This window comes from [Mycobacterium] fortunisiensis (assembly GCF_019050325.1).
GTDB classification, from domain to species: Bacteria; Actinomycetota; Actinomycetes; order Mycobacteriales; family Mycobacteriaceae; genus Mycobacterium; species Mycobacterium fortunisiensis.
In genome coordinates, this window is the sequence record NZ_VOMB01000004.1 from 126829 (window position 1) to 146107 (window position 19279).

14 protein-coding genes and 1 pseudogene are annotated in these 19279 nt (G+C 62.2%); 8 read left to right on the forward strand and 7 right to left on the reverse strand.

Going from position 1 to position 19279, the window contains the following annotated elements; all coding sequences use genetic code 11:
• Positions 1-145: 145 nt before the first annotated feature.
• Genes FR943_RS03530 through FR943_RS03540 form a run of 3 tightly spaced genes read left to right on the forward strand, consistent with a single transcriptional unit; the run spans position 146 to position 3474 of the window.
• Positions 146-1675 (forward strand): aldehyde dehydrogenase family protein, encoded by a 1530-nt coding sequence (locus tag FR943_RS03530; RefSeq protein ID WP_217154931.1) that lies wholly within the window; start codon positions 146-148, stop codon positions 1673-1675.
• 57 nt (positions 1676-1732) lie between these two features.
• Positions 1733-2593: a polyphosphate kinase 2 gene (ppk2, locus tag FR943_RS03535; protein ID WP_218045254.1), complete on the forward strand. Its 861-nt coding sequence runs from the start codon at positions 1733-1735 to the stop codon at positions 2591-2593.
• A 32-nt stretch (positions 2594-2625) separates the two neighbouring features.
• On the forward strand, positions 2626-3474 hold the full coding sequence (locus FR943_RS03540; protein ID WP_217154933.1) for a hypothetical protein: 849 nt from the start codon (positions 2626-2628) through the stop codon (positions 3472-3474).
• Between the two features lie 12 nt (positions 3475-3486).
• On the opposite strand, the gene FR943_RS03545 is transcribed toward FR943_RS03540, so the two are convergent.
• The 3 genes from FR943_RS03545 to FR943_RS03555 all read right to left on the reverse strand — a co-directional run bounded on the left by FR943_RS03545 (position 3487) and on the right by FR943_RS03555 (position 7743).
• Positions 3487-4581 carry an EspK C-terminal domain-containing protein gene (locus FR943_RS03545; protein WP_217154934.1) on the reverse strand — a complete coding sequence of 365 codons (1095 nt, stop codon included), beginning with the start codon at positions 4579-4581 and terminating at the stop codon, positions 3487-3489.
• A 1196-nt stretch (positions 4582-5777) separates the two neighbouring features.
• The gene (locus tag FR943_RS03550) at positions 5778-6809 is read right to left on the reverse strand and encodes an ESX-1 system-associated protein (protein WP_246584806.1); all 1032 of its coding nucleotides are present in this window, start codon (positions 6807-6809) and stop codon (positions 5778-5780) included.
• A 130-nt stretch (positions 6810-6939) separates the two neighbouring features.
• The gene (locus FR943_RS03555; RefSeq protein ID WP_217154936.1) at positions 6940-7743 is read right to left on the reverse strand and encodes a hypothetical protein; all 804 of its coding nucleotides are present in this window, start codon (positions 7741-7743) and stop codon (positions 6940-6942) included.
• 944 nt (positions 7744-8687) lie between these two features.
• Between FR943_RS03555 and FR943_RS26820 the strand changes: the two are divergent.
• The 5 genes and pseudogenes from FR943_RS26820 to FR943_RS03575 all read left to right on the forward strand — a co-directional run.
• Positions 8688-8777 (forward strand): annotated as a pseudogene (locus tag FR943_RS26820) (DUF2510 domain-containing protein); the annotation flags it as partial.
• A gap of 57 nt (positions 8778-8834) precedes the next feature.
• Entirely contained in the window at positions 8835-9299 is a 465-nt protein-coding gene (locus FR943_RS03560; RefSeq protein ID WP_246584807.1) for a DUF2510 domain-containing protein, read from the forward strand.
• Between the two features lie 531 nt (positions 9300-9830).
• Complete coding sequence (locus FR943_RS03565; protein WP_217154938.1) at positions 9831-12089, forward strand: TPR repeat domain-containing protein; 2259 nt, start codon at positions 9831-9833, stop codon at positions 12087-12089.
• A gap of 1019 nt (positions 12090-13108) precedes the next feature.
• A complete protein-coding gene (locus FR943_RS03570) occupies positions 13109-13450 on the forward strand; it encodes a DUF4333 domain-containing protein (RefSeq protein ID WP_246584808.1) in 342 nt (113 codons plus the stop codon).
• 99 nt (positions 13451-13549) lie between these two features.
• Complete coding sequence (locus FR943_RS03575; RefSeq protein WP_217154939.1) at positions 13550-13942, forward strand: hypothetical protein; 393 nt, start codon at positions 13550-13552, stop codon at positions 13940-13942.
• A gap of 221 nt (positions 13943-14163) precedes the next feature.
• Here FR943_RS03575 and FR943_RS03580 read toward each other — a convergent pair whose 3' ends face one another.
• From FR943_RS03580 to FR943_RS03595, 4 genes are all read right to left on the reverse strand, one after another.
• A complete protein-coding gene (locus FR943_RS03580; RefSeq protein ID WP_217154940.1) occupies positions 14164-15195 on the reverse strand; it encodes an ESX-1 system-associated protein in 1032 nt (343 codons plus the stop codon).
• 388 nt (positions 15196-15583) lie between these two features.
• A complete protein-coding gene (locus tag FR943_RS03585; protein ID WP_308170442.1) occupies positions 15584-16513 on the reverse strand; it encodes an ESX-1 system-associated protein in 930 nt (309 codons plus the stop codon).
• Positions 16514-16816: 303 nt separating this feature from the next.
• Positions 16817-17842 carry an ESX-1 system-associated protein gene (locus FR943_RS03590; RefSeq protein ID WP_217154942.1) on the reverse strand — a complete coding sequence of 342 codons (1026 nt, stop codon included), beginning with the start codon at positions 17840-17842 and terminating at the stop codon, positions 16817-16819.
• 211 nt (positions 17843-18053) lie between these two features.
• A complete protein-coding gene (locus tag FR943_RS03595) occupies positions 18054-19181 on the reverse strand; it encodes an ESX-1 system-associated protein (protein ID WP_246584809.1) in 1128 nt (375 codons plus the stop codon).
• Positions 19182-19279: the final 98 nt, after the last annotated feature.

Consider the following 19279-nt stretch of genomic DNA (forward strand, 5'->3'; position numbering starts at 1 on the left):
GGCGGCGTGTGGCGACTTGGGGGGTTGCCACACGCCGTTCTTTCGTTCGCCGCAGTGCACCGTCGGCGCAAAAAACGCCGGTCCCACTTGACAGGTGTCAACCCCGGTGCGACGTGCGTCACAAACCGTGATTAACATAGGCCCCATGACAGCGACGCCAGATGTTGATCTGACCGGAGGATTCACCGGTTCCGGCACTATCTACAACCCCGCGACCGGCGCCGTCGCCGGCCAGGTGACCTGGACCGACGCCGCCGACGTGCCGCGCATCGCGGCCGGTCTGCGGGAAGCCCAGAAGGAGTGGGAAGCCCGCGGCGCCAAGGGCCGCGCCAAGGTGCTGGCCCGCTATGCCGTCTGGCTCGGGGACCACCGCGACGAGATCGAAAAGCTGCTGATCGCCGAAACTGGCAAATCAGCCATGGATGCGGCGCAAGAGGTGCCGCTGCTGATCATGATCCTGTCCTACTACATCAAGGTCGTGGAGAAGGCTATGGCGCCGGATTCCCGGCCGGCTCCGCTGCCGTTCCTGTCGATCAAGAAGATCGCCGTGCATTACCGGCCACGTCCGGTCGTCGGGATCATCGCGCCGTGGAACTACCCGGTGGCCAACGCCATGATGGACGCCATCGGGGCCCTGGCCGCCGGCTGTGCGGTGCTGCTCAAGCCGTCCGAGCGCACCCCGCTGACCGCCGAGGTGCTGCTGCGTGGCTGGCTGGATTCCGGTGCGCCCGAGGTGTTCGCGCTGGCGCAAGGTGCGCGGGCGGTGTCCGAGGCCGTCATCGACAACTCCGACTACATCCAGTTCACCGGCTCCAGCGCGACGGGCGCCAAGGTGATGGAGCGCGCCGCGCGTCGTCTCACCCCGGTCAGCCTGGAACTCGGCGGCAAGGATCCGATGATCGTGCTCGAAGACGCCGACATCGAACTGGCTGCCAACGCCGCGGTGTGGGGCGCGATGTTCAACGCCGGGCAGACCTGTGTGTCCACCGAACGCGTCTACGTGCTTGAGCCGGTGTACGACCAGTTCGTCGCCGCCACCGTCAAAGCCGTCGAGAACCTCAAGATGGGCACCGGCGAGGGCTACCACTTCGGCGCCCAGATCGACGACAGTCAGGTCGCGATCACCGAACGGCACGTCAACGAGGCCGTCGCGGCCGGCGCCAAGGCCCTCACCGGCGGCAAGCGCCCCGAAGGTGGCGGCAGCTTCTTCGAGCCCACCGTGCTCGTCGACGTCGACCACTCGATGTCCTGCATGACCGAGGAGACCTTCGGGCCGACCCTGCCGATCATGAAGGTGGCCTCGGTCGAGGAGGCGGTCCGGCTGGCCAACGACAGCCCCTACGGGCTGAGCGCCGCGGTGTTCTCCAAAGACGTCGAGCGGGCCAAAGCGATTGCCCTGCAGCTCGATTGCGGTGCCGTCAACGTCAACGACGTCATCTCCAACCTGATGTGCACCACCGCCCCGATGGGCGGCTGGAAGACCTCTGGGATCGGCGCGCGTTTCGGCGGCATCGACGGGGTGCGCAAGTTCTGCAAGCAGGAGACCGTGGTGGTGCCCCGCACCAACGTCGGCGCCGGCGGCAGCTACTACAACAACTCCGAGAAGGCGCTGGCCCGGATGAACAAGATGATGACCAAGCTGTCGTTGGCGCGTCCGCGGCGCAGGGCCAAGTAGGGCACCGGGCGTTCACCCCGGCGACACGTCGGTGTTCGCCGGGGTGGATACCTTCGGCTGGTGACTCTCGACATCACCGGGTATGCGGTCCGTGACGACGACGATGACGACCCGGAACTGCTGCGGCTGCCCGACGGCGAAGTCGTCGACACGTGGCGCGAGGGCTACCCGTACGACGAGCGGATGGCCCGCATCGACTACGAGGAACAGAAGCGGCTGCTGCAGATCGAACTGCTCAAGCTGCAGAAGTGGAGCCAGGCCCACGGGCTGAGGCACGTCATCGTGTTCGAGGGCCGTGACGCCGCCGGCAAGGGCGGCACCATCAAACGGTTCATGGAGCACCTCAACCCGCGCGGGGCGCGAATTGTCGCGCTGGAGAAACCGACCGAAAAAGAACGCACCCAGTGGTATTTCCAGCGCTATGTGGAGCACCTGCCCGCCGGCGGTGAGATCGTGCTGTTCGACCGGTCCTGGTACAACCGCGCCGGGGTGGAGCGGGTGATGGGCTACTGCACGCCCAAGCAACACGCCGAATTCATCCGCCAGGCCCCGCTGTTCGAGCAGATGCTGGTCAACGATGGCATCAGCCTGACCAAGCTGTGGTTCTCCGTCACCCAATCCGAGCAGCGCACCCGGTTCACCATCCGTCAGGTGGACCCGGTGCGGCAGTGGAAACTATCCCCCACCGACCTGGCCTCGCTGGACAAATGGGACGAGTACACCGCCGCCAAAGAGGACATGTTCGCCTGGACCGACACCGAAATCGCGCCGTGGACCGTCGTCAAGAGCAACGACAAGAAACGCGCCCGCATCAACGCGATGCGTCACGTGCTCGGTAAGTTCGACTACGACAACAAGGATTTTGACGTGGTCGGCCACGCCGATCCGCTGATCGTGGGGCGCGCCTTGTCGGACTGAGTCCGACCGCCGCCCCGGAGTAGGAGGACGGCGTGCGCTTCGTCATGACGTTGTTCCTGTGGGTCCTCACGACGATCCTGGTGGCTGTCGCGGTGCCGTCGGCGTGGGTGCAGAAGAACATCATCGACCCGCAGGGCTATTCGTCCTTCGCCGAGTCCGCGGCCACCGATCCGCAGCTGCAGCAGGCGGTGGCCGGTGAATTGACCACGCAGGTGCAATCGCTGGCCGCGCAGAACGGGTCGCAGGTGGAACCCCGCCGAATTCGCGCCGTGGCGAATGCCTACACCGCAGGTTCGGCATTCCCCCGGCAGTTCGCCCTGGCCAATCAGGTCGCCCATACCTGGATGTTCACCAACCGGTTGTCGCGCAGTGAGGACGGCAGCTGGGTGATCGACCTGGCCCCGATGCTGTCGGACCCGTCGTTCGCCGAAACCCTGTCCGGCTTCGGAGTCGAAGTACCACAAACACTTACGGTTCCGATCGCATCGTCGGCACCGGACAGCCTGCGGCCCGGAATCTTACGGCCACTGGCGGTGTGGGGTCCGTGGGTCAGTGTCGCCGTGGCGGTGCTGGCCGGTGTGTTCGCGCTGCTGACCCTGGCCGTCGCCCGTGCCCGCGGTAAAGCCCTTGCCGCCCTGGGTATTTCAGGGTTGCTGGTGGGCGCAGCCGGCTGGGCCGGGTTGGAGGCCGGCCGACGCTACCTCAACGAGGCACTCAACCACACCAGCGGAGACATCCGCCAGATGGCCGACGCCATGGTGGGCCACGCCATCGACAGCCTGCACCAATGGCTCAACCTCACCCTGGCCGCCGGCGGCGGACTGGTGCTGTTCGGGATCGTCGTCGCGGTGCTGGGTGGGTTGCGCCGCCGTTCGGACTGATCGGCTTTTGCGCTAAACCGCCACCGCAAGGGTGCTCAGCGCATCGTTTGCCATCACACTGATGTGTTGCCAGTAGATCGCATCGGCCGTCGCCGCACGCAGCGCCTCGCCGTCAGCCGCGGTGTAGGCATCGTGTAATGCCAACTCCTGCAGATGATTTGCGTAGGCAATCAAAGCCGTCAAGTGCTGTGCGGCGCGGCCGGTATCCGAACTGAGCAGCGGCCGGAACACTTCCATCATGAGATCGAACCGGCGATCCTCGGGTGGCTGCGGATCCGCCGGTGCCGGCGGCAGCATGTCGACCAGCATCGCGTCGGTGACCGCTGACAGGCGGGCAGCCACCTGCGGCGCGAGCACCTCCAGCCGAGACCGACCCTCCATCCGGCCGTTCGTCGGCAGATCCTCGGGCTGCAGCAGCACTGTGGCCACGCCGGGATCGGAATCCCGGAACTGCTCCTCGAAGCCGATCACCGCACGCAACGTCGTATCGTGCGCCTGCGCCCAACCCTGCAGCGCCAGAACGGGATACGTGGTCCAGGAGGCGCGCTCCTTGATCGGAATGGACTCGTCCACACTGGCGAACTTGACCCGGTCCGGAAGCTGAACTCCCTGCGGGATATAGCCCAGGCCGTAGTTGTTCGCCACGACGATCGTTCCGTCGACGGTCAACCCGGTCAGCCAGGTGAAGTTCAGCTCGGCGACACCGACATTGAGCGCCGCGCCGATCCTGCGGGCCAACTCCAGCGGATCCGACCCCGAACGCCGCGACGCGCTCTGGGCAGCATCGCGTTCGGCGCGTGCCGCCGAGACCGGAACGGGCGCGACCTGCGCGCCACCGGGTGGCGGTGGCGCCGCAGCCGGCGGCGGCGCGGCCGGGGGAGCAGCCGGCGGCGGGGCGCCGGCTGGAGGAGGTGTCGGGGGTGCACCCAGCGGCATACCGCCGCCGCCCATGCCGCCACCCATACCGCCGCCTGGCGTCGCGCCCGCTCCTGGGGAGCTGACCGGCGGAGCCGAAGCCGTGGCGCCGGCGGTCGAGGCGGGTGTGGCGTGCGTGGAGGCCGGAGCCGGTGACGCCGGGTGCGGGTCCGCGACATGCGGCGAGCTCATCGACGGCGACGACGATGTATTGAACGCGTTTTGCAGCGGGGACACCGGTGCCTTGGCGGCCGCGTCGGTAGCCGGGCCGGCGGCTGCCGGTGACGTTGACGGCTGGGGTGTGGCCGGGCCGGTCGGACCGGCGCCACCGGGTGCTCCTGCGGGCGAGGCGGGGCTGGCCGGCGGACTGCCAGACGTGCCCGGCATGGCAGGTCCGGGTGTCGTGCTGCCGCTCGTTGAGGGGCGCGGAGCGGACGTCGGCGGCGGGGCGGCGCCGGGGACGCCGCCGCCCATGCCTGGTGGGGGGGCTTGGGCGAGCTCTGGGGCAGTCGGCACGCCGGATCCGCCTGCGTCGTCACCTCCTGGTGTCCAGGATTCACCCGAGGCAGGTGGTTCTCCGGGTGTCGGCGTCGGGGCAGTTGGTGCGACGGATCCGCCTGCGTCGTCGCCTTCTGGTGTCCAGGATTCACCCGAGGCAGGTGGTTCTTCGGGTGTCGGCGTCGGGGCAGTTGGTGCGGCGGATCCGCCTGCGTCGTCATCGTCAGTGAATCCGGAATGAGATGCGGTGACGAACGCAGGCCCTTGCGGAGGTCCAGGTGGCCCTCCTTGCGGTGCTGTCGGCGGACCCGCTGAAGGTATGGGCGCAGCCGGCATTTGTTGCTGGTTGAGTAACTGCTCAAGCGCCTTGGGCGGCGACTTCCACGTTTCAGCAGCCGGGATCTCTCCGCTCGTGGCGGTGACCTCGCCGACATTTCGTGCGAGATAGGTGGCCAGAATCTGGTTGATGGCCAGCAATTTGAAGAGGGCGCCACCGAACCCTAAGAACTGAAGGGATTCGACGATTCCGATGAGCTTTTGCGCTTCAGCGACGTTGTCGGAGATCGTCGACTTGGCTTGCACCACGAGGCCCGCCACGTGGTTGTTCCACGTCACGACGCTGACGAGGTTGTTCTGCTGTACGGCGAACTCATCCGAGTGTGTACTGCACTTACCGTCGGCGGTATCGGATGCTGTACCGCACCAGTTATGACCGTTAAAAGTCTCGGATCGCTCGCGCTGCCACGGACCGGCCGCGCCATATGTCAACTGGCGAAGTGCCTGCGTGGCGTCATCGGCAACTTTATAGAGCATGTCCTCATCGACATCAGGCCATCCGCCTGGCTCGGTCAGCTGCTCGACGTAGTCACCGCCGGGCTTGCCCATTCCCATCAGCTAATCTCCGCCGCCTTGCAGGCAGAGGCGACCATGCCCATGCCCCGCCAGGTCGTGTCGAAAAGATACTTGTCGGCAGGACGGTAGGTTGGTAATGCTTGAACAAATGCGCGGCGATATTGGGCTACCAATAGAGCAAAGTCTTGCAGAATAGGATTACCGCTGCGCTGGCCTAGGCTGGCGAATGTGTCGGCCGATTCGCGCATCACAGGCACCACTTCGTCAGTGAGTTTTTTCTGTTCGTCAGACCATTGTCCCGCCGGGACATCCGATGGGGTCCGACGCCAAGCGGCGGAGTGGGCGATGAACTCGTTCGCTGCTGATTCCCAGTCCGGGCATACCGAGTCTGGTTCGGTAAGGAAGCGTGTCGGCTGAGCTGGGTCGCCGGCCGGTGCAATATTCGATGGTGCGGGAGCCTCCGGTACGAGCGGTGCGCGAGCAGCGCCTGAACCATACTCCGCAGCCGTACACAGCCCGCTGAGTACCGCCGCTGTACTGCCAGCGGTTCTTGCGAATTGGTCGTGCGGAGAATTGTAGTTCGGAATCGCGTCGGCGTAGGCGCGGGCGTACGCGTTGAACTGTGTGTAAAGCTCTCGCACTACCCGATGCGGCGTCAGCTTCACCAGTGGTTCGGTTTGGTCGGCAGCCGCGGTCAGAGCCTGGCCTACCTCCTGATATTGCCTACGCAGCTCGGGACTCCAGGAAGTGGCGGGAATCGATGGGTCCCGATCAAGCCACCCGTTCTTCTGGGCGTCGGCCAACGTGTTGTTGATCGGTATCCATGCCGCACACGTCGGGTCTTCGGTGATGATCGTGACTGGCCCAGTGTCGTTGGCGCTGGCGAACTCTGAGTCCGAGCCAGATGCCGTGTTGCCCCCAGCGCCGCCGTTGCCGTTGTTGTCGCGGCCGCCGAGGGTGATGGTCAGCACGACGGTGACAGCGATGACCGCCAGCAGAGCAACTCCGCCGAGTATCCACTTCAGTGCCCCGCCCTTTTTCGGGGGTGGACCGGGGTAGGGCTGATGCATAGGGCCCCATCCCGGCGGTGGTTGCTGACCAGGGGGCGGCTGCCATCCGCCCTGGGGCGGGGGCGGCGGTTGGTTGCCCCATCCGTTGGGTGGCTGGGTCATATCGTCACCTGCTCGGCGGCGCGGAAAATCACAGCAATACCTCGGTGGGGGGCTTGGGGGTGGGCTCGGTGCGCGGGGGAGCCGGTGCCGGTTGCGGCGCGGCGTGAGATTCGGGGGCCCGCTCAGTGGCGGTGGAGCCCGCACCCGCATCGGTGCGGGGGCTTTCCGCTACCGGGGCGGCGGGTCGAGCCTGCGTCTCGTCGTGGCGTTCGTCGGAACGGTCTTTGCTCGCGTCAGCCGGCGCCGAGCCATCGGCATTCTCCGGGTCCTGGTCGTCCTTGTTGTCGTTGCCGGCCATTTGGACGGCCTGCTCGACGATCTGCGTCACGGTCTCGGGGATCGATGACGCCATCCCTGCCATCTGCATGGGGATCTGCATGGCTTGGCCGGCCATCTGCATCGGCATGCTGATCAATTGGCCGAACTGGCTCATCGCATCGGCGCCGCCGCCGGCACCGGATGTTCCGACGCCGCCCGCGCCGGCGCCTGACGATGTGCCGGTCTGGCTGGCACGGGAGGCCTGCCGATCGAGGTCCTCGCTCTTACGAGTGATGTCTTGGGCAGCCTGACCGCCGGTGCCGGCGTAGGTGCTGGCGGCTTGGCTCACCGAGGCGGCGTATTGGGCGGTCTGCGCTTTGAGTGCGGGCAGGCCGGTCTCGGATGGGGCCGTCACCTTGGGGGCATACCCGGCGATCGTCGCCGCCACAGCGTCCGAACCTCCTGGGATGAACGGTTTCGGGGCCTCGGGAATCGCCTCGGACGCGGCCAAAAAGTTCTGGCCAGCTTTGGCCAAGTGCGCGGTATCGACCCGCAAGGGTTTGGGTGTCGTCACAGGATCTCGTTTCTCCTACCGACCTCGACGGGTCGTGACACAGTCATCGGTACTCGGGCGCTTACGTGGTGATCAACACCTCGAGACGAAGGATCGGGGAACTCACGATCCTGCCGCGACGTGCTTCGTCCGACCGCAAGGAGGCGCGCGGCGCCGGCAGCCGACATCTCACCTGACGCCGAGCCCATCGCACACCCCTCCCCTTGCGAGAACACCGCAGCGTGCGTTGCACGGCGTCTCCGTCACGTCACTGTCGCGAAGTTTACCGGACCCCTACGGACCCACCTGTCACAAAATTGGGCCGCGGATGGACGGTGAAAATCCAGTGGCCTCCGGTTGGCAGAGCGGCCCGACGGCTTCCTCCGTTTGTTCGACACCTCAACGTTGTCGGTGTTCGTTGTCTTTGCGCCTTACCGGCGGCGGCTCGGACGGTCAGCGGTAGACACAGCGCCCAATCTGCGCCCCGCCGCTTTTGATGTACTCCTCACGTTCTCGGATGCGGCCTCTTTCGCGGTGGAGGCACTCGTCCTAGCGCCTGCAACAGGATGAAGGACGGGAACGACGCGCGGATGTAATACCAACCTTCCAGGTCGGGACTGTGGCGGTTACCGTGAATGTAGGTCGAAGAATTCATCACATTGAGCTTGCCACCGACACAGCGCGGATGTCCGAGTCGCAGTTGGCTGAAGAGATCCGGATCATCGCAGACCTCGCTCGTCAGTAGGTGCGATCAGATGTGCGCGAGTTTGCGGTGGAGGCTGCACGATTCACGGGCCTAGACCCGACGCCGATGGGGGAGAGTCTAGGCAGGATCGGCATGCCGACTCGGGCAGAATACGAAGCAGCGAGGTCACAGATATTTACTACGCGGTATTACGGTTCTCCTGAGTGATGGTCCGGTTTGGAAGTCCGCGCCCGGTCAGTTTTGCTGGAAGCGAGGGTCAATGAACGCGCAACCGGGGTGGTACCCGTCGCCCGACGGACAACCCGCCGATCGCAACTTCGACGGAGATCAGTGGACTGATCTCACACGTAATGGGCTACCGGACGCTGCGCAACGGAGCCACGCGTCGTCGAAACGGACGTGGATCGTGCGGGCTGCGTTGGGCCTGGTTCTTGTTGTGATCGCAGGTGTCGTAGCGTCGACGTTTGTTTACTTCGGCTCACGCACTTCTACCGACGGCACTGAGTCCGGACCGACAACCGCGTCATCGCAGTCATCTTTGGTTCCCGAATTGAACCTGCCGACTGGTTCAGAGTTGGCCGATCAACACGCAGGGCAGTGGGAGCAATGGGATGTCCCAACGGAGTTCGCCCGCACGGTCGAGGCGCTGCGCGACCAATTGCCTATTGGCAGAGATTACGACGGGTTGGCGTGGTGCTCCGAATATTCGCGGCCCACGGAAATTGATGGTGTGCGGTATGACTTGACGACGTGGAGTTGGGGGGGAGAAGCAGACCTCGTATCGGTGAGTATGAATCCGGCACCGTGGGCAAAGACCCACACCGAAGTCATGGTGAGCCGTGAACCGAGCGAATCGGGCTGCGTGAAGTGACGTGCGTGCGATAGCTGCCGCTACGTCCGTTGCTCGACCCTGTCCACGGGTTATCAAAGAGTGACGGTGGGCTGCTGCTTAACGCAGTGGCCGGCGTCTACACGAATCCCAGACCACCTTGCTTCAGTTCAGCAGTCGACGCCATCGTGTTTGAACTGCTGGTCTGCCCGGCAGTCCCGGTGGGGATACGCGCCAACCGCGATGACAGCCGTGCCGCCAAAGCAACCGCACCAGTACCCGTTGAAGGCGTGTAGTGAGTCCCCGAACCCGAGTCCACCCGGCCTCACTGTCGGGTTGGTGTGATCCGGGTTCAGCTTGACCCAAGTCGGGAGTCGCACGTCAGGATCGGCCTCCGAAACGGCCTGACCGAGGACGAGATCGCCGAGGTCATCTACCACGCCAGCGGCTCGGTAATGATGCAACCTCACGACCCCCGCACCGGGGCACGTGGGATTCCTGGCACCTCGGTAGCCCCGGTGCTGGGATACTGACGGTTAACTGTCGGGGATTCCTGTCGAGGGGGACATTTCTGTGAGCGCGCTTGACGGCTTCTATTCGACGTGGAACAAAGCGCGCGAAACCTTCGGTGTGGGCACGCCCGTCGATGGCTCTGGCCACGATGGCAGCTCGCAGCTGATGCGCATGAAGGGCATGATCGAATCGGCCGCGCCCGATCATCGCTGGCAAGGCTCCGGCTCACAGGCCTACGCCGCGGCCAACAAAGAACACGCCGGCGTATACGAGAAGCTGGCAGCACTCGACAAGAAGATGGCCGCCGAGGTCACCAACGCCGCCAACATCGTCACCAGTGGGCGACAGAATCTCGACCGAACTCGCGAGTGGGTGGCGTCGCTTGCAGCATCGATGCCGGACAATAATGCCGCCAAGGGAATCATGCTGGCGGTCACAAGCAAAGGCATCGAGCAGGTCAGCAGCACCATCCAGCAATCCACCGAAGCAATGACTGAAGTCGGTCGTCGGGTTACCGGACTCAAAGGCGAGTGGGAGGCGCTGCTAAATCAGAAATTCGGGCCTGGCTCCGATAAACCCGAGGGGAAGAACGACTCCGATGCCACGGACGATCAGGAAGCCCGCGAGCGCGCCGAGGAAGACGTCCGTAAAGCCCTCGCCGGCGACCGTGAGGCAGCGCGGCGTATCGACAACGTGCTCGAATCGCTCGACGCCGCTCAACGGTCTGGAACCAAAGATCTTTCGCCTGAGCAGGGCTCATATTTGAGCCAAATGAACGCCCAAACGCATGGAATGAGCCCGAAAGAACTCGCTATCGCCGAGGGTCGACTCGGCGACTATAAGAGAATAATGGGCGACTCATGGCAACTGATGAGCAACGACGACATCCGATTTCCAAAAACAGAGACTACAGTCGGCGCCTTGGACGATCCCACCCAGACAGTAAAGGGCGGGTTTGATCAACTCCCCCAAAGCGTTCAAGACGCGATAAGCAACAAATCTTCTTACGGCACCGGGTCAGACATGATGCAAGCCGCGAATTTGGATGCTATTTCTAGCATAGTCCACGACGGTCAGCCCAAATACCAGACTGGGACGGAACTGGACCGGGAGATGATTCGGGCCGCCGATCGCCTAATGGATTTTCCCGATATTAATTCCACATCCACCGTGCAAGGCATTTTTGAAGCGTCGGGACGAGACCATCAGATCGTTCACGATCACATCCTTGGGACACATGGCGACAACGGTGATGATTTCCTACATGACGTGAATAACACGAGATGGAGGGATGATGGAACAGCAGCCGGTTCCCTTTTCAGCTGGACGCACGACAATCATCTGGAAAGCGGCATAGCTGACGCGACCGCAAGCAAGTACGCAGAATATCTTGGGAGTCACAAAGACGACCTGATGCGAATGAGCAATCCCAGCAACCCCTTCGGGCATGTAACACTCGGGCAACTCAACCCAGAGCTTGTGAAAGCCTACGCTCACGGGTTGACGCCATACATGGATGATATCGCGGGTATTACCGGGGCCAATACTGACGGAGATGGCTTCAAGTCTCTTGATGGACTGAATTCGGAACGTCCGATCGCGAAGGGATTATTCTCCGTTCTCGGTACCCAACAAGACGCTTATGTCGAATTCAATGCTGCAGCCGACAAATTAGCACTCGAGCAGGCGCATTCGTACGCCAACGACGTCGGACAGCACGCAGACGTACGGAAAGACGACCCCCGTATGCTCAACGCGGCAGTGCTCCAGGGCCTCGTGGATTCGGGAACCCACGAAGGGTTGCGCGCGATCGGCATGAGCGAGAAAGATGCATACGACATGCGGAAATTGGCATATGGCGCCGGCGTCACCGCACTGAGCACGGCCGTAGGGGCGTCACCAGCCGGACCTGCGGGGGGCGCTGCAATGTCGGTGTTCGGTTCAGCGATGGAGAGCACTATTCTCGGAGATCCGCCCAATACGAACATGCCAGCCATTCCTGATATGACCGGCGACCGTTCCGCTCGCTTCGTTCTAAACTCGCTCTTGGCCCAAGGCGTGGACGTCGATCTAAGTGGGATCGATGAGAATTTCATCAGGCAAGATGGGGTCAACCAACAGGGTCAACCTGTATACAAAATTCTCTCGTACCAAGAGATGAGTGAACTAGGCCTGCAACTTCCAGCCGACACCGACTTTCAAGGGCAGTTCAACCAGACCCTGGAGAACACGCTCGGAGCCGACCGAAATCCGGCTGGTGAGTACGCACGAAAGTACGAGCAGATCACCAAGATTCCTGATGCGAAGAAGGACAATTAAACCCGTGACAAGTATGCGAATTCTGACATCCGTCGTGGCCGCGATCTCAGCAACATTGACATCCTGCAGTGGATCCGGCCCCGCGGATAACGTCCAAAGATGGAGTGGTTTGGTAAGCGAGTTGAGATTCGATTGGACTAGCGAAGCTGGGATCGATATCGCCAGTAGTCCCGCTGTCCCCATCCGCGCATACATCGAATCGGCCATGCTAGTGCAGTATTCCGGGGACCTGAAGTTTGCATACCCGGGCTTTGCCAAGGCAGTCCCACTCGACGCTCCATCCGATAACACCGATGCAGGTAAGCGAAGCCTTCGCCCGAACACTAATTACCCACTAGAGCACCAACTGGCAGGAACTAGCCGATATCACATATTGTCAGTCGACCGCAACGAAAGCTCACAAACGGTGACGTTATGCAACTACAACTATGCAGTGGCAGCAGAGAAGACCCCGGGTGTATTCACTAGCGTTGCACAGACCGGGTATGGCGATACCGCTGGGATCTACGCAATGCGGATAACACTTACCCCTCCAACCGAGAAAATAGCCGCGCTGCCGCCACAAGTCGGACCACTTCCCGCTCCCACCGATGACGTGTTCAACGGCTGGAAGATTTCCAGCTCTTCCGGCGCACTTTCGGCGGGAAATCCTGGTTTCAACAAAGTCTGGCCGACAAACCAAGCCGACTACGCCAGCTGCGTGGCGAAGGCTCCAGATTCACCGGAACAGCGCGCATTTTTCACTAACGGTGAGCACATTCGTGACGACTTTCCCACGTCCGCCCCAACTCCCGGGTGGCCCGAGTCGTCGAGCTAGTCAACACAGCAGCCTTATTCGTATGTGAACAGCCAAGGGTGCTCAGCCCAGCGGCCGAGCACCCTCGTAAGGAACGACGCCGTCACCCGACAGTCCATCTGCACTCGGCACCGATGTCGACAATTCTGATGTCAAGTTCGACATCCAGGTTGACCGTAAGCCAATGGTGTAGTCAGACAGCTATCCCAGAGGGGAATCACAAATGGAAATCAAGGATATCGGTATGCCTCGAAAGCTGGCTGCTTCCATGCTTGCGATGACGGCGCTGCTTGGAGCATGTTCTGCGAGCGTGGAAGTCGGCAAGACGGCTGCGGTATCGAAAGAGCAATTGGACAAGACGGTCAAGGAAAAGCTGGAGGCCCAGGTGGGCGCGAAGGCGGATTCGGTCGATTGCGACGGTGACCTCGAGGGCAAGGTGGGGGCTACGCAGAGGTGTGTGCTGACTGCCGGTGGCACAAAAATGGGTGTCACGGTCACTGCCACCTCTGTAGAAGGCGACAACGTGAAGTTCGACGTCAAAGTCGACGACAAACCCATGTCTTGAGCCGAACTGATGGGTTTTCGTGACTTCTTCGGCAGCGGCAGTCGGAAGCCGGAGCCTGACGTCGTAGTTGTGGCTCCACACGAGTTATGGCAGCGGTTGATGGATTTGAACAATGCCGCTGCGCCGTGGCGTCTGAGACAGGGCACGCCTGAAGGTGTTGATCTGGTGGCGGAGTGGCGGACCGGTGATTCGCGGTGGCAGCCGATCTTTGACGAGATCAACGTCAACGAAAGCTTCATGATCCACATGCGGTTCGACCCCGAGAAGTCTGAGGTTCGGGCTAAAGATCACATGTGGGAGTGGCGGCGCGACGATGATGATCGCTTCCGGAAAATCCGGGTGGACTCAAGCGGCAACCTGCAGGTCACTGCCTCGGGGGTAGTCAACGGTTACCACTACAAATTCGACACCAACGATATAAAAAATCCGGTGAGAGACACCGTCACGGCGTCGGGTTGGACATATCGGGGTCTCTTGTACCGGAGTGTGTGACACGGTCTGGACCAACCTTCCGCGCCGACTCCGTGCGCGGCGATGCATGCACGCCGTGGATGCACCTGATCGCGCTCGCTGAAATTCCTCACCTGCCTGAAAATGCGGCTGCAGCGTCAACATCTCAAGCACCGCAAGCCCCCTCATTCCGGCCTTACCGTTCCCAGAGAGCGCGGCGTCTGACGATATGATCTTGATTTCGTGGGCGCCAGTCAGTCCCATCAGCCCGCTGCCTCACAAGCTCGGCGGATCATCCCGACTGGGATAATTCCCACGTCGTAGAGATACCTATCGGCCTTCGAATACGTCGGTAGTGCTTGCGCATAGGCGCGGCGGTACTGAGCAGCTAACTGGGCAAAGTCGTGGAACACGGGGTTTTCGCTGCGTTGACCTAGATTCTCCATCGTGTCAGCCGATTGGCGCATTAGTGGCAACACCGCGTCTGTGGCGGCTTTCTGCTCTGGCGTCCACTCGCTGATGGGGATGTTCACGTTGGTCACCTGTCGCCAGTCCGCGGTGTCGGATTCGAACTGATCTGCTGCTGCCACCCAATCTGGGCACACCGGATCCGGGCTGGTGAGAAATCGCTCAGGGTTGCTAGCGCCGCTGACCGCTGCGACGTTCGCTGGTGAGGGCGCCGCTGGCACTAGCGGAGCGCGCGAAGCGGCCGATCTGTAGGTTATCGCGTCGCAGATTGCTGTGAGAGTGTTGCTGGCTTGAGCTGAAGTCCGGGCTAGTGCATTGTCAGGCTCGGTGTATGTGGGGATCTTGTCGACGTAGGCGCTGGTGTAAGCGATGAACTGTTCGTATAGCTGGCACATGACTCTGTGCGTAGTCACTTTGATCAGTGGTTCGACTTGGTCGGTCGCGGCGCGCATAGCGTCGCCGACCTCCTGAAACTGCCTGCGCTGTTCGGGGCTCCACGCACTGGCGGGCACAGATGCGTTTCGCTCGCTCCACCCGTTCCGCTTCGAATTATCAGAGAGGGTATTGACGACGGGGCTCCACGCCGCGCACGAAGGATCTTCGGTGATGATGGTGATGGGTCCGGTGTCGTTGGCGCTGGCGAATTCTGCGTCTGAGCCTGAGGCTGTGTTGCCGCCTGCGCTGCCGTTGCCGTTGTTGTCGTGGCCGCTGAGGGTGATGGTGAGCACGACGGTGAGGGCGATGATGGCCAGCAGGGCGATGCCGCCGAGTATCCACTTGAGTGCACCGCCCTTTTTCGGGGGTGGCCCGGGGTAGGGCTGATGCATAGGGCCCCATCCCGGCGGTGGTTGCTGTCCAGGGGGTGGCTGCCATCCGCCGTGGGGCGGCGGTGGTTGGTTGCGCCATCCGTTGGGTGGCTGGGTCATGTCGTCACCTGCTCGGCGGCGCGGAAAATCACAGCAATACCTCGGTGGGGGGCTTAGGGGTGGACTCGGTGCGTGGGGAGCCGGTGCCGGTGGCGGCGCGGCGTGAGATTCGGGGGCCCGCTCGGTGGCGGTGGAGCCCGCACCCGCATCGGTGGGGGCTTTCCTGTTGGACCATCTGCATGGTTCGGCCGGCCATCTGCATTGGCATACTGATCTGCCTCCCGAACTGAAGCCTCATTGGCGTTGGAACCACCTTCGTCGGCATAGTCACTCCTCTTGCGCCGACTCGTTAGTTACTTCCAGCAGCTTCGCACGCGGCCAAGATGAAACCGGTAGTACGCCAGCCTGCTTCGTATAGATGGTTATCAGCGACGGTGTAGGTAGGTATTGCCTCGGCGAAGGCGTGACGGTACTGGGCAGCGAGCACCGCGAAATCTTGGAAGGTGGTGTTTTCAGTGCGCTGACCCAATCGCTCAAGTGAGTCGGCCGAGTCGCGCATGACCGGTACCACCGCGGCGCTAATTGCCTTCTGTGCCGGTGACCACTGACCGGCCGGAATGTCAGCGGGTATATCTCGCCAAGCCTCAGTGTCGGCGCTGAACTCATCGACTGCGGTCTTCCAGTCATGGCATAAGGGATCGGGGCCCGTGATAAACGGCGTGGGGCTCGCGGAATCAATGACTGGAGCGACATGTTCGGGTGCAGATGCTTCCGGCGCTAGTGGTGCACGCGCTGCGGCTGAACCAAACCTTATGGATTGGCAAATACTTCCAAGTACCGCTCCACTGGTATTGGCGGCGCGTGCCAACGCATCGTCTGGAGGTGTGTAAGTGGGGATCGCATCTGCATAGGCGCGGGTGAATGCGACGAATTGTTCGTAGAGTTGTCGCATCACGCGGTGAGTGGTGAGTTTGATCAGCCGTTCGGTTTGGTCTGCGGCAGCACGCATTGCCTGACCAACTTCTTGATGCTGCCTCCTCTGGTCGGGAGTCCACGCGCTTGCGGCGATCGACGGGTCCCGTTGTGGCCAGCCGTTTTTCGCGCTATCGGCGAGTGTGTCTTGGATCGGTCTCCACGGCGCGCACGATGGATCGTCGGTGATGATGGTGATAGGGCCGGTGTCGCTGGTGCTGGCGAATTCGGAGTCCGAAGCCGATGCCGTGTTGGTCCCTGCACTGTTGCTTCCATCGTTGTCGCGGCTGCTGAATGAAATGGACACGACGGCGGTGATGGCGACGATGGCCAGCAGGGCGATGCCGCCGAGTACCCACTTCAGCGCCCCACACTTTTTCGGGGGTGGCCCGGGGTAGGGCTGCTGCGGCGGACCCCATTCTGGGGGTGGTTGTTGGCCAGGGGGTGGCTGCCATCCGCCGTGGGGTGGGGGCGGTGGTTGATTGCCCCATCCGTTGGGTGGCTGGGTCATTGCATCACCTGTTCAACCTCGTAGAGTTTGCCCGCATCGACGTGGCGCCCTCATCGATCAGTTGCTCGACGAAGTCACCGCTGGGCTTACTTGATCCCATTAGCTAGGCTCTGGTGCCGCGCATGCTGCCAGAATCATGCCTGACACTTTCGTGCTCGCCGTATAGAGGTGCTCGTCGGTGGGGCTATGAGTTGGGATGGCCTGTGCATACGCACGGCGGTATTGCGCGGCCAACGTAGCGAAATCCTCAAATGTGGGATTGCTGCTGCGCTGACCAATTTTTTCGAACTTATCGGCGACATCGCGCATCACGGGAATGACTGCGTCGTTGAGGGCCTTGTCCTCAGGCGTCCACTGACCGGCAGTCACATTCGGATCGGTTTTCGCCCAATCAGTTGTGTTATTGGAGTACTCGTCGGTAGCCGCTTTCCACTCTTCGCAGGCATTCGGGCTGCCGGTTAAGAAGCGTGCCGGCTTGGCGGGGTTGCCGAGCGGTGCAATGGTCGTGGGGGTGGGCCCGGCTGCGACCATTGTCGCGCGTGCCGGTGCCGAACCAACCTTGATAGCTTGGCAAATGCCAGCGAGGACCGCCGTGGCGGAGTTGGCCGTCCTGGCCAACTGGTCGTCCACATTTGTGTAATTCGGGATCGCTTTTGCGTAGGCGCGCGCGTACGCAATGAATTGCTCATAGAGTTGGCGCACGACACGGTTGGTGGTGAGCTTAACGAGCGGTTCCGTTTGGTCGGCTGCAGCGCTCATTGCCTGGCCAACTTGTTCATGTTGGGTTCGCTGCTCAGGGCTCCAAGCGGAGGCCGGTATAGATGCATCCCTTTTATCCCACCCATTTTTCTCGGTATCGGCGAGCGTGTTGAGGATCGGAGTCCACGGTGCGCATGACGGGTCTTCGGTGATGATGGTGATGGGTCTGGTGTCGTTGGCGCTGGCGAATTCTGAGCCCGAGGCTGTGTTCTCCCCGGCACCTTCGCTGTCGTGGCCGCCGCGGCTGCTGAGTGAAATGGACACGACGGCGGTGATGGCGATGATGGCCAGCAGGGCGATGCCGCCGAGTATCCATTTCAGTGCCCCGCCTTTTTTCGGGGGTGGCCCGGGGTAGGGCTGGTGCATGGGGCCCCATACGGGTGGTGGTGGTGGTTGGCCAGGCGGTGGTTGCCATCCGCCGTGGGGTGGTGGCGGTGGTTGGTTGCCCCATCCGTTAGATGGCTGGTTCATGGAATCACCTGCTTAGCTTCGTAGATTTCGCCCTCGTCGACATCAGGCTATCTGCCTGGCTCGGTCAGTTGTTCGACGCAACCACCGCCGGGCTTGCCTATTCCCACTAGCGATCCCCGACTGCTTTGCAGGCTTCATTTACCACACCAACAGTGAAAATGCTGGCGTCGTAGAGGTGATTATCGGCGGTTGTGTACGTCGGAATTGCCTGTGCGTATGCGCGGCGATACTGGGCCGCTAGAGTGGCGAAATCCTGCAACGTTGGATTGTCGCTGCGACTGCCGAGCTCTTCCAGTTTGTCCGCGGATTGACGCATCACCGGAATCGCGGCGTCATTGATGGCCTTCTGTTCGGTCGACCATTGGCCAGCAGGAACGCTCGGGTCTATTTTCAACCAATCCGCGACGTCGGTGAGAAATTGATCGGAGGCTGCTTGCCAGTCCCGGCATACTGGGTCGGGGTTAGTGAGAAAGCGTTCTGAATGGGCGGGATCCCGAGGTTGCGCGACATCGTCGGGTGCATGCCCCTCTAGTACGAGAGGGACCCGTGCCGCTGCGGAACCGAAGGAAACGGCTTGGCAGATCGCCGAGAGAGCCTTCGTAGCGATTGTTGCTGCACGCGCCAGATGGTCATCATCTGATGTATAGGTGGGAATCGTGTCGGCGTATGTGCGGGCATACGCGATGAATTGGGCATAAAGCTCGCGCAACGCCCTGTGGGTAGTCAGCTTCACGAGTGGTTCGGTTTGATCGGCGGCGGCCCCGAGGGCGTTACCGACATCTTGGTATTGCTTTCGTTGCTCGGGAGTCCACGCGCTTGCTGGGATGGATGGGTCTCTGTCACGCCACCCGTTCTTTGTGGTGTCTACGAAAGTGTTGTTGATCGGTATCCATGCCGCGCACGATGGATCCTCGGTGATGATGGTGATGGGTCCAGTGTCGTTGGCGCTGGCGAACTCTGAATCTGAGCCCGATGCCGTGTTCGCCGTTGGGCCTTCGTTGCCGTCCTCGTCGCGGCTACTAAGTGAAATGGATACGACGGCGGTGATGGCGATGACGGCCAACATGGCAACCCCGCCGAGTACCCATTTCAGTGCGCCGACTTTTTTCGGGGGTGGCCCGGGGTAGGGCTGAATGGGGCGCCATGCGGGTGGTGGTTGTTGGCCAGGCAGTGGTTGCCATCCGCCGCGGGGGGGCGGTGATTGATTTCCCCATCCGTTGGGCGGCTGGGTCATCGCGTCACCTCGCCAGCTTCGTAGGGTTTGTCCTCGTAGGAGCGGGACCATTCGCGTGGCTCAGTCAGTTGCTCAAGGTGACTCCCGCCAGGCTTGCC

Bases quoted from the DNA above. Each gene is read 5' to 3' on its own strand.
- FR943_RS03570 (WP_246584808.1), top strand. From the start codon at position 13,109: ATGGAAATCAAGGATATCGGTATGCCTCGAAAGCTGGCTGCTTCCATG.
- FR943_RS03545 (WP_217154934.1), bottom strand. From the start codon at position 4,581: ATGAGCTCGCCGCATGTCGCGGACCCGCACCCGGCGTCACCGGCTCCG.
- FR943_RS03530 (WP_217154931.1), top strand. From the start codon at position 146: ATGACAGCGACGCCAGATGTTGATCTGACCGGAGGATTCACCGGTTCC.
- FR943_RS03575 (WP_217154939.1), top strand. From the start codon at position 13,550: ATGGATTTGAACAATGCCGCTGCGCCGTGGCGTCTGAGACAGGGCACG.
- FR943_RS03580 (WP_217154940.1), bottom strand. From the start codon at position 15,195: ATGCATCAGCCCTACCCCGGGCCACCCCCGAAAAAGGGCGGTGCACTC.
- FR943_RS03590 (WP_217154942.1), bottom strand. From the start codon at position 17,842: ATGCACCAGCCCTACCCCGGGCCACCCCCGAAAAAAGGCGGGGCACTG.
- FR943_RS03550 (WP_246584806.1), bottom strand. From the start codon at position 6,809: ATGCATCAGCCCTACCCCGGTCCACCCCCGAAAAAGGGCGGGGCACTG.
- FR943_RS03595 (WP_246584809.1), bottom strand. From the start codon at position 19,181: ATGACCCAGCCGCCCAACGGATGGGGAAATCAATCACCGCCCCCCCGC.